The sequence below is a fragment of the Paenibacillus sp. J31R30 genome (assembly GCF_059692115.1).
Map to the genome: position 1 here is coordinate 205,816 of NZ_JCAUAV010000001.1, position 12,141 is coordinate 217,956.

Consider the following 12,141-nt stretch of genomic DNA (forward strand, 5'->3'; position numbering starts at 1 on the left):
TCTGGCTCATGTCGCTTGAATAAGCGAATTAGAATTACATTGGGTGCTTTCCAAATATAGACATAGTGAACTAGCAGATTTGAGATCCATAGGTAGAAGTACTTATTGTTTTATTTTTCCAACGCAGAATATAATCAGTTTTGCAACTGGACGACAAAAAACGACTAAACGTTTCGTCACAGTTGAACCCCTCGGGGGCAAAAACTTAGGAGGAAAATTAAGTATGGGTATACCAGCTAGACGTATTCGCAAGAAATTTGGTCAGATCATTTCTTTATCCATTGCTGTATCCATGGTGCTTAGCTTATTTGACATGGTACCTAGCCCACTGGCATCAGCCGCAAAGGCCGCCAACCCTTCTCACTTACTATCCTATGAGGGAGCAACTTACGCTTCATCGATGGAGGGAGGATTAACGCCCGACAAAGCGGTGGATGGAGATATGGACTCCCGCTGGGGCAGCGCCTTTAGTGCAGACCCGCAGTGGATTTATATTGACCTCGGCGCTGCCGCACATATTGACCAGGTTATTCTCCGTTGGGAGAACGCCTATTCTAAATCGTATAAGATTCAAGTATCCAACGATGAGGCAGAGTGGAAAGATATTTATGCAACTACTACTGGAGACGGCGGAGTGGACACGATTGCCCTGACAGGATCCGGACGTTACATCCGTATGTTGTCTCTCGAGCGTTCCGGAAATTATGGAGTCTCGCTCCATGAATTCGAGGTATACGGTACAGGCGGAAGCAATCCCCAGCCAATCGTTCTTGGTGAGGATGTCGCCCTAAATAAATCAGTTGTCGTCTCTTCCTACCAAATAGCCGGCAAAGATAAACCCCTCTTAATCCCGCAATATGCCGTAGACGGGGATAAGGAGACGCGTTGGTCTTCCAAAGACACCAGCGATGAGTGGTTGTATGTCGACCTGGGCAGTGTTCACACCGTGGGTCGCATCAGACTGTTGTGGGAAAACGCAGCAGGCAGAATCTACGACCTCCAAGTATCTGACGATGCCGTTAATTGGACTACGATTTACAGAGAAATGAACGGGAAAGAAGGTTTGATGGACACTCCCGTTTATGCCAGCGGCCGTTATGTGAGAGTGAAAGGGATCAGCAGAACGACAAGCTTCGGTTACTCCCTATTCAATTTTTCCGTTTACGATTACGTGCCGGGGGATGCCAAACCGACCTATACCATTCCGACACTGCCAACCGCTTCTACAGTTTCCGTCGGTCAAGGCAGCTACTTAACCAGTGATATTACAATGCCGCAGCCTAGACCTCCCGTTAACAAAACGGACAATATCGCTGCACCAATTGCATCCAACGATTGGTGGCAATCCGTCTTGATTAAAGATTTGAGTGACAGTCTCATCACACTTCCGCTTAAATCCAAATATACCAATCAAGGCCTGAGCATCTTGAACCCCGGTGCGGGCTGGGTGGACGAAAGCGGAAATTCGCAGTATGCAGGCGGAGATCCTGATTTTTACTTGATGTCGGGTAACATCAGTGCATCTCGCATTAAGAACAAAATTTCCGGGTATAGCGACTGGTCCGCCACTGTCATATTAAGCGACAACGAGACAGAAAAGATGAAAACGACTTTTGTCAAAGGCTCGCCGTATCTTTACTCCGAGTTTAGCGATCCTACTACGCCGGAACTTTATTTCCCTGCTGCTACTCAATTTTTTGATGACAGCAACAATGCGATCTTAACGTCCGAAGGTGCTAGTGTAACGGCTGACCATATCGGGTTTACCGTGACGAACATGGATGGCGCTCCGAAACCACAAACGGTGATCAGGCACTATGGTGTATTCGCGCCTGAAGGCTCCACCTTCACAAAAGTCGGTGGTAAAATCAAAATCCGACTTGGCAGCGGACAAAATTATTTGTCATTGTCTACGATGCCCACTGCTGGCGACTTGAACTACTTCTATAAACATGCTTATGCCTTCGTCACGAATACGACGGTCACTCCGAGCTTTAACGAGCAAACCTCCGAGGTCACGACCAAATTCAATGTCACAATTGATCAAAAGCGTGCAGATCTGGCACCCACAACCTTGATGGCACTACTACCACATCAATGGAAAACTACCACTTCATCGCTTACGAATCTCACATACCCGTCCATTCGGGGTGCATTGAAGCTGCATGAAGGCAACTCCTTTACCACGGTAGACAGATTTTATGGGATCGTTCCCCAATTTACCGAACCGGGAGACCCGACTTATTCTCGAGAAGCCTTGTTAGAGCAATTGGACTTCCTGGATGAGTCGACTTCAAAAAATATCATGGCTGGGGATGCATATTGGCAAGGAAAAGTGCTTCATCCGCTAGCTATGGGCGTTTTGATCGCTGATCAAATCGGCGATACGTATTATAAAAATGTTTTCCTAAGCAGAATGAAAACCATATTAACCGACTGGTATACCTACACGAAAGGTGAACCGGAATATTTTATGTATTACGATCCGACCTGGGGCACCATGTATTACAAATCGAGTGAATTTGGTGCCAATACTGGCCTGACGGATCACCATTTTACTTACGGCTATTTTGTGTTTGCTTCCGCAGTCCTGGCGACTTACGATCAGGATTTCAAGGACAATTACGGCGACATGGTTGTGCACCTTATTCGGGATTACGCCAACCCGTCGAAAAACGATCCGCTCTATCCGTTCCTCCGCAACTTCGATCCATATGAAGGACATTCATGGGCTGGTGGGTATGGGGATAATAACAGCGGGAATAACCAAGAGGCTGCCGGAGAGTCATTGTTCGGTTGGGTCGGGGAATACATGTGGAGCCTGCTTTCCGGCAACACAGCTGATCGCGATATCGCCATTTTCGGCTTTACGACCGAACTGAAAGCTGTAGAGCAATACTGGTTCAATTATGACAATGACAACTGGCTGCCAGGGTTTAAGCACAAATCGGTTGGCCAAGTATACGGAAGTGCGTATAACTTCGGCACTTTCTTTAGCGGAGATCCGGTTCATGTGTACGGCATCCACTGGCTGCCAACCGGAGAATATTTGACAAGCTATGGCTTCAATCCAGCAAAAGCCGCCACATTGTATAACGGTATGATTGCGGACAAAAAAGGCCCTGAGGATACTTGGTATCATATCGTATGGCCGATCCAGTCGCTAAGCGATCCGCAAGCAGTTCTTAACAAATGGACGCTTGAAGGAACCCAAAAAAATGAAATATTCGACACCTATTGGTTCGTACATAACATGGCGACTTTGGGGCAGCGAACCAATGACATATGGGCGACCGGTTGGTCAAGCGCCACGGTATATAAAAAAGGTTCAATCTACTCTTCCATGATCTGGAATCCGACGAACGCTCCTGTTACGGTCACTTTCCGCAACGCAAATGGAGTAACAGGCTCTGCCATCGTAGGGCCGAAAATGTTGGTAAAAGTTGATCCAACGAAAGTCAGCGACATGAATCAAAAAATAGCTCCACAATTAACGCCCGATTCTACACAGAATACGACGGGTCAACCCATCGAATTGACCTATGCGGACCATGCAGCATGGAGAAACGCAATCAACGAGGTTAAGGTGAATGGGACGAAAGTGGATGCTTCGCAATACAGCATAGTACCAGGTAAAATCACCTTGCATGGAGCTATATTTTCAAATGAGGACCTCTATACGATTACCATCGTATCGGACGGGTACCCGGATGCTACGATTCAGCAAAATGTGATCACGAGTTCAACGGTGAACCTTGCCCTGAATAAAGCGACCGTTACTTCCGAAAATCCGATTAAAGCGGGAAGCTACGCTGTAGACGGACTGCTAGATACACGTTGGGAATCTGAATTCAGCGATCCGCAGTTTATTACAGTCGATTTAGGCTCGGAATACAAATTAAGTCATGTACATTTGAACTGGGAAAATGCTGCTGGCAAGAGCTATACCATCCAGGTTTCTATAGATGGCGTAACTTGGAAGACGGTGTATTCCACAACAAGAGGGCATGCTGGTATCGATGACATCACATTCCCGGCTGAGAATGCAAGGTATGTGAAAATGAATGGTACAACACGGACAACGCAATACGGATTCTCGCTCTTGGAGTTTGAAGTATACGGAAGTGCCTCGGGCAAGCAACCCGCACCGGCATTAACGGCTGATTCAACGATGAATACGATTGGTCAACCAATCGACATCACTTATGCGGATAATGCGGCATGGAGAAACGCGATCTATGCAGTAAAGGTGAATGGAATGAATGTGGACGCAGCCCAATACAGCGTAACACCAGGTAAAATTACCTTGAATGCTGATTTATTCACAGAGGAAAACAGCAGCTACGTGATTACCGTTCAGGCGACCGGATTTGAGGAAGTCACTGTGAAGCAGGATATCATCACCAAATCGACTGTTAACCTTGCGCTGAACAAACCAACGATCACGTCCGTAAACCCACTGCGAGGTGGTAAAGAAGCAGTGGATGGAAATAAGGGTTCACGCTGGGAATCCGCATTTAGCGATCCTCAGTTTATTACGATTGATTTGGGGTGGGAGCATAAGGTAAATCATGTGCTTTTGAACTGGGAAAATGCAGCCGCCAAGAGCTATACGATTCAGGTTTCCTTGGACGGTGCAAATTGGAAGACAGTCTATTCGACAACGAAAGGCGACGCAGGCATCGATGATCTTACTTTTGCTCCTGAGAGAGCAAGATATGTCATGATGAGCGGCACGACACGGACAACGCCATACGGCTACTCGCTTTGGGAGTTTGAAGTGTACGGTACCTCAACGGGTACACCAACAATACCAGTACCACCAACACCATTAATAGGACCTGAAATGCATGCAGATACGACAATGAACACGATTGGTCAGCCAATTGAGATCACCTATGCAGACGATGCGACATGGAGGGATGCGATAGACGAGGTGAAGTTAAATGGAACAGCATTACATGCTGGGCAATATAACGTAACACCTGGGAAAATCACTTTGGCAGCCTCCTTATTTCCAGAGGCTAACAGCTATATCATCAGCATTCAGGCAACAGGCTATAAAGAAGTTTCCGTTCAGCAGAATGTCAGCACGAACACGAACGTGGCAGTTAATCTTGCTTTGAACAAACCGACAATTACTTCTGAGAACCCACTGCGAGGTGGGAAAGATGCGGTGGATGGAAATAAGGGTTCACGCTGGGAATCCGCATTTAGCGATCCTCAGTTTATTACGATTGATTTGGGCTCGGAACACAGGGTAAATCATGTGCTTTTGAACTGGGAAAATGCAGCCGCCAAGAGCTATACGATTCAGGTTTCCTTGGATGGCGTAAATTGGAAGACAGTCTATTCGACAACGACAGGTGACGCAGGAATCGATGATCTTACATTTGCTCCTGAGAACGCGAGATATGTCAAGATGAGTGGCACGACACGGACAACGCAATACGGATACTCGCTTTGGGAGTTTGAAGTGTACGACGACACCTCAACAGGCATACCAACACCAACGCCAACGCCAACGCCAGTACCATCAGTTCCACTAAAAGCACCTGTATTAAATGTTGATACAACGGTGAACACAACCGAACAGCCGATCGAAATCACCTTCGCAGACGATGGGACATGGAGAGATGCGATCAACGCTGTTAAGTTAAACGGAACTATATTGAACGCTGAGCAATATTGTGTAACACCCGGAATGATTACCTTATACGACTCCTTGTTTAAAACAGCCAACACGTATACGATCAGCATCCAGGCTGCTGGCTTTAACGATGTTTCCGTTCAGCAGGATGTCATCACCGACTTGAAAGCTAATCTTGCTTTGAACAAACCGACATTTACATCCGACGGTCCACTACAGGGCGGCAATAATGCGGTCGATGGAAACAAGAGATCCAGATGGGAGTCCGCATTTAGCGACCCGCAATGGATCAGCGTTGATCTTGGAACACCCGTCTTGATTAGTGGAGTGCTTCTTAACTGGGAAAACGCTTCTGCAAAGGCGTATTCAATCGAAGTTTCCGTAGACGGTGAGTCCTGGACGCCCGTGTATTCCTCGACAACAGGTGATGGTGGCATTGATCAAATAGAATTCAGCCCCACCAATGCCAGGTTTGTAAAGATTAACGGCATTAAACGTAATACCCAATACGGATACTCATTATGGGAATTAGCAATATATCAATAAAGAAGAGCGTGTGTGTAAAATTGCAAGGTATACAGCTAGGGCGGGGGGCACCTGTAACAAGGGCTCCTCTGCCCTTTCTTAAGGTCATAGGATGGCGGTGGAGCAATGACACATGTTTGGAATCTAAGAGAATGGTTTCACAATCAAAGAATCAAAAAGAAAATCATGATCATTTTTATTCCGTTGGTTTCATTCCCCCTCATTGTGCTGGCTTACGCTTTCAATTACGTGTTTACAAATTCAGTTATTGAAAAAACAGTCGCAAATGTAGCAAGCGAATCGCAGTTGATTGTGACCCGGGTTCAAGAATCGATTCTGAATGCCGAAAACTGCGCGAATATTATGACAGTAAATGTAAATAAGATTGTACCGGTCAATCAGAATGCGTTCCAGGATGAATTAACTAAAAAGAATCTGATTACCCAAGTTAATAATCAGCTGTATTTGGATTTAATGTTTTTCCCGGATATAGAGGCGGCAGCATTCCTTGATATGAACAACCAGCTGTATACGACAAATAATGTAATGGAAAATGGGCTTCAAAAAGCTTTCCACAGTACGATCCTGGAACAAATTTACAAAACAAGCGGTGAGAACATTTGGTTTATTATGGAGGCTCGCGATTTTTTAACAACGAATACGGGTTCTCCTGTCCTAACCTTAGGGAAGAAAATCCTCAGTATTGACAACGGTGACCAACTCGGAACCTTAATCTTAATTATTAAGGAAAGCTCGTTTTCGGCTATTTATCGAAGCGGTGGTAAAAACCAAGGAAGAAACTATATGATCGTCGACTCCAGGGGGCTAGTTATCTCTTCCTTGGATAAACCCGATCTTATGAAGAAGCCAGCCATAAGCTCCGTAACAAATATTTGGTTACATGAAAAGCCGACGACAGATATTGTTACTTGGAAAGGCAAAAAATTTTTAATTTCCAGCGTGCCGTTTGAAAAAATGAACTGGAAGCTTGTCAGTCAGATCCCCATCAGTATTCTTACCGACGATTCACGTAAAGTTACCTGGCTTATCGTAGCTCTGGGAATTTTCGGGATTATATTCGCGTTTTTTGGAGCGGAACAGCTTTCTAGAATTATCGCAAACCCATTGATTCGTTTGACGAAGACGATGCTGAAAGTCAAAGAAGGGGATTTATTTATCTTTTTTGATGTCAATACCTCAGATGAAATAGGGTATCTTGCGAGCGGTTTCAATAAAATGCTTGTGCAAATTCGTGAACTCATTGGGCAAGTGAGCAAAGAGCAGAAGCAAAAGCGCCATTATGAGCTTGCTTTATTTCAGTCGCAGATCAAACCACATTTTTTATACAATACACTTGATCTAGTGTATGTGCTTTGCTCCATGCAAAGGGTTACAGAAGCTAAGGATGCAACCAAAGCATTGGCTGATTTTTATCGGATTGCTTTAAGCAGCGGCAAAGAGGTTATTTCAATCGGCGAAGAAATTGATAATGTCAGTAACTATTTAGCCATTCAAAGAATTCGTTATAGGGATGTTTTTGATTTTTCGTTGGAAGTGGACGAGCAGATACTGAATCATCAAATTCTGAAGTTAACGATTCAGCCTCTAGTAGAGAATGCTATTTATCATGGATTGAAGCCTAATGGCTCAGGCGGGAAGCTGCATATTAAGGGCAGCCGCGACGAAAATGAGATACTGATTACCGTTTCGGATAATGGCGTTGGGATGGGTCCGGAAACACGCAAACAACTTCTGGATACGCAACAAAGAGATCCCTTGAACAAATCGTTCGGAATGTTAAATGTTCATGAACGGATTCAATTGTTTTTTGGCCATGAATATGGCATCTCCATACACAGCCGGTTAGGGGAAGGTACGAGGATTGAAGTGAAACTTCCCAAAGATGTAAAGGGGGAAAGTAATCATGTTTAAGGTGCTGATTGTTGACGATGAACTCTTATTTCGCGAGTATTTGCGAACAATAATAGATTGGGAGACTTATGGATTTGTGATCTGCGGCGAAGCGAAAAATGGACAGGAAGCATTGCAAATCGCTAATGAAACATTTCCCGACCTTGCTTTAGTGGATATTAATATGCCGATCATGGATGGATTGACGCTTTCTAAACAATTAAAGCAGCGTTATCCGGATATTGCAGTCGTAATGGTGACAGGGCATGGAGAATTTGAATACGCACGCCATGCATTAAAAATTGGCGTAGAAGATTACATACTGAAACCATTCGATCTGGACGAATTGTTCTTGACCCTTGTTAAAATCAAAAATCAGATTCAAAAAATAGTCGAAAATAGAACAGTTCATCGAAAGCAGTCAGAGTGGCTGAAAGAACAGTTTCTTTCCATGCTGATCAGCCAGGATATCACTTTAAATCATCATGAAATTACTGCAGAGCTTGAACAATTGGGTTTCTCCAGCGAATCCAATCGATATGTCATTATTGTCGCAGAGATCGATAACATTTATCAACTTTGGAAGAACCATAAAGAAATATTGCTCTGGAAAAATACTATTTCGAATATTTTGCATGAAATTCTTACTCTGGAAAGCTCTTGCCTCGTTTTTTTCGGCCCGGAAGATCGTATCGTTTCATTGTGCCAGTTATCCTCGAATACCTATCAATTCTTGAATGAACCCAGTAGTTTGCAACGGTTGTGCGATATGGTGAAAAAACATTTTAAATTGACCGTCACCCTTGGTGTGGGAAGACCAAAACATGGATTTAGCGGGATACGAGAATCGTATATGGAGGCTCTTGCTGCACTGCAAGGCAAAATAACCGTTGGGAACTGTCGAATAATTAGCTACAATGCTTCGGACACAAGGTATCAAGGATTTTACTCCAGTGTCATCAACGAAAAAATGATGCTGGCTTTGCGACTAAATGATTACACAGAAATCAGAAAGCATCTGGATGATGTATTTCAGTTTATTCGCAGGCAAAAGTTAACGGCTGAAATGACTTATACAATGGTGATCGGATTGGCTTCCTTGTGCTTGTCTCATATTGTGGCCAGCGGGTATGAAATTGCGACGGTGTTGGGAGCGGACTTTTCGCCTTATCAGGAAATCAAACGACAAGAAAATCTCGATAACACTTATACCTGGATTGAAGATATTTTTCACAAAACATTGAAATTGAATGCCGAAAAAAATAAGCAATCTCGTTCAAAGCAAATTTTCGAAGAGACTAAACTGCTGATCGAGCAAAATTATCAAAATTCAAGTCTGAACGTGGAAGAAATCACAAAAATAGCTTTTATCAATGGCAGTTATCTGCGAAAAATATTCAATAGAGAAGCAAACATGTCCATCTCCGACTATATTACCCATATTCGTATGCAGCGAGCCAAGGAAATCATTCAAATGAAGAAAGCTAATATTGCAACAGTCTCAGAAATGGTGGGATATAACGATCCGGGCTATTTCAGCAAATGCTTCAAAAAATATTACGGACTTACCCCAAGTGAATATGAAAATCAAATCGGATGATGAAACAGGCGCGATTATTACTGTATTTAGAAGCGATCCGTTCATTTAATGGGCTATTTCGATGCTCTATAATGAATTTATGGTTAAATGTAAGCGTTATTATAACCTGAAATTATTATTGGGGGGCATTGGAAAAATGAAGATGTGGAAGAAATTAAGCAGCATCGCACTTGCATCAATCATGACAGTTTCACTTACAGCGTGTGGATCGGAAACGAAGAATGACGCAAGCTCAAAAGCACCTGCAGCAACAACTCCTGCTGCAACCGCAGCGGCAACTCCTGCTGCAACTGCAGCGGCAACTCCAGCAGATCCTGTTGTTAAGCTTAGCATTTATACCAATCATTTCGACGATGACACTTCCAAGCCTTACGATTACGCGGTCGCCGAGCTGAAAAAAGATATGCCGAACGTAGAAGTAACTTTGGTGCCCGGACTGCAAGACAACGGCCAGAAAATCAAAACGCAAATGGCGACAGGCGACTTGCCGGATATCATCGATATCGGTTGGGATATTATGCAGATCGGCGCCAAGTCGAACAATATTTTGACGTTGGATAACGCCCCGGAAACGGCTCAATTCAAAAAAGATTTGAACAAAGGCAACGAAGGCAAATTGATTGCGCCAGACGGTCATGTATACGGCTATCCATATGCAGGCACTGAATTTATCATCTTGTATTACAACAAGAAGCTGTTTGCGGATGCAGGCGTACAGGCGCCGATCAAAACGATCGATCAATTGAAGGATGCCGCTAAAAAATTCAATGCCAAGGGAATTATCCCGCTTGCGATCTTCTCGAAAGAAAAATGGATTGGCAACTCACTATTGCAAGGATTCATGACTCGCGAGGAGCCGAAAGGCTACGGTGCCCTCACTGGCGCAACGGAGACGCCGGCTGCCCTGAAGCTTGCCGCTAAGCAGGTGGAAGAGCTGACAGCCGCAGGATTGTTCGCGAAAAACGCGACCCAGACGAACTACGATCAAGCTTCCTCGCTGTTTTACCAAGGCAAGGCAGCCATGTTCGTGAATGGCCAATGGGAAATCGCCAGCTCGCAAAAAAATCTGGGCGACAACGTAGATTTCATGAACTTCCCGGCGAAAGACGAAGCTACCTATGAGAAAGCCAAGTTTGCTTTGAATGGAGCGGGTAATCCAGGGGGCTTCGCGGTTTCCGCAAAAACGAAAAACAAAGAAGTCGCAACGAAAGTAGCCGCGTACTTGGCGCACAAATATGCCGAGTATAAATACACGCAAACGGGCACGCCGATCGTATCGGTCAAGGTCGACAAGCCAATTACTGCGCAAGTGCCTGCTATGCTGACGCGACTCGGAAAAGAAGTGCTTCCGAACACAACGAGTTTTGCGATTGTGCAGAGCGATACGAACGTTACTCTGGCTATCGACGATAACTCGCAGAACTTGATAGTGTCTGGATTTACGGCGGATCAATTCGTAACGAATCTCAATAAAACGCTGAACAAATAAATCCTTTCAATACCTTATGACTCACATCGACTTGTAAGTCGGTGTGAGTCTTTTAAAAAAAGGGAGCATGGAGATGAAACAATACCTAGGAAACAAACGGGTAATCTTAATCTTTTTATTACCTGCGCTTGTTCTATATAGCGTGATCGTGTTTTATCCAATTCTTCAGGCAGTTTACCGCAGCTTTTTTGAATGGGATGGCCTTAGCGAAGCGACTTTTATTGGCTTCAGAAATTATATCGATCTTGCCCAAGATTATTTATTGACCACTTCACTCCGGAATGGATTTTTATTCGCCCTTGTTCTGGTCATTTTCCAAATCGGTCTAGGCACGTTGTTGGCGCTTATATGCTCGGACCCGACGGTGAAAGGCCGGAAGGTGCTGAAAACTGCTTATTTTATTCCCGTTGTGCTTTCGGTCACGGTCGTGTGTCAACTTTGGCTTTCCATGTATGACCCGGTTAACGGACTCATCAATAAGTTGTTTCAAGCACTCGGGATGGATTACCAACAAGACTGGCTGAACTCACCAAGCGTATCAATTATTGCGATTGCTTTCGTCAATGCCTGGCAATATATGGGATTCCAGTTTGCCTTGCTTTATGCCGGTGTGAAATCCGTTCCTGAGCATTATACAGAAGCAGCTCGAATTGACGGGGCGGGTAAATGGAAGGCGCATTGGCACATCACGCTTCCACTTATGAAGGAAACGTTCAAGTTTTGTTATATTATTGCCATTACAGCGGGGATAGGTGCTTATGTGCAAATGGCCATTATGACGAATGGCGGCCCAGGCACGACAAACTATACGATTACGTTCATGATCATCCGGAACGCATTTTCGGGCAATCAATACGGGTACGCTTGTGCCATTTCGGTAGTGTTGATTGTCATTAGCCTAATCGTCACCATTATCATTAACAAAGTGTTTGATAGCAGAGAAACCGGATTGGAACAGGGGTAAAG

5 protein-coding genes are annotated in these 12,141 nt (G+C 44.5%); all 5 read left to right on the plus strand.

Features of this window, described 5'->3' with window-relative positions; genetic code table 11:
• Positions 1–223: 223 nt before the first annotated feature.
• Positions 224–6,196, plus strand: coding sequence for a galactose-binding domain-containing protein (locus tag AC58QO_RS00735; protein ID WP_497263122.1), 5,973 nt, complete (start codon positions 224–226; stop codon positions 6,194–6,196).
• A 105-nt stretch (positions 6,197–6,301) separates the two neighbouring features.
• Positions 6,302–8,107 carry a sensor histidine kinase gene (locus AC58QO_RS00740; RefSeq protein ID WP_497263124.1) on the plus strand — a complete coding sequence of 602 codons (1,806 nt, stop codon included), beginning with the start codon at positions 6,302–6,304 and terminating at the stop codon, positions 8,105–8,107.
• Positions 8,100–9,686 (plus strand): response regulator, encoded by a 1,587-nt coding sequence (locus AC58QO_RS00745; RefSeq protein WP_497263126.1) that lies wholly within the window; start codon positions 8,100–8,102, stop codon positions 9,684–9,686. Before AC58QO_RS00740 ends, AC58QO_RS00745 begins: the two co-directional genes overlap by 8 nt.
• 136 nt (positions 9,687–9,822) lie before the next feature.
• Positions 9,823–11,175: an ABC transporter substrate-binding protein gene (locus AC58QO_RS00750; protein WP_497263128.1), complete on the plus strand. Its 1,353-nt coding sequence runs from the start codon at positions 9,823–9,825 to the stop codon at positions 11,173–11,175.
• A gap of 73 nt (positions 11,176–11,248) precedes the next feature.
• Positions 11,249–12,139, plus strand: coding sequence for a carbohydrate ABC transporter permease (locus AC58QO_RS00755; protein ID WP_497263130.1), 891 nt, complete (start codon positions 11,249–11,251; stop codon positions 12,137–12,139).
• Positions 12,140–12,141 lie beyond the last annotated feature (2 nt).

Bases quoted from the DNA above. Each gene is read 5' to 3' on its own strand.
- AC58QO_RS00755 (WP_497263130.1), top strand. From the start codon at position 11,249: ATGAAACAATACCTAGGAAACAAACGGGTAATCTTAATCTTTTTATTA.
- AC58QO_RS00740 (WP_497263124.1), top strand. From the start codon at position 6,302: ATGACACATGTTTGGAATCTAAGAGAATGGTTTCACAATCAAAGAATC.
- AC58QO_RS00735 (WP_497263122.1), top strand. From the start codon at position 224: ATGGGTATACCAGCTAGACGTATTCGCAAGAAATTTGGTCAGATCATT.
- AC58QO_RS00745 (WP_497263126.1), top strand. From the start codon at position 8,100: ATGTTTAAGGTGCTGATTGTTGACGATGAACTCTTATTTCGCGAGTAT.
- AC58QO_RS00750 (WP_497263128.1), top strand. From the start codon at position 9,823: ATGAAGATGTGGAAGAAATTAAGCAGCATCGCACTTGCATCAATCATG.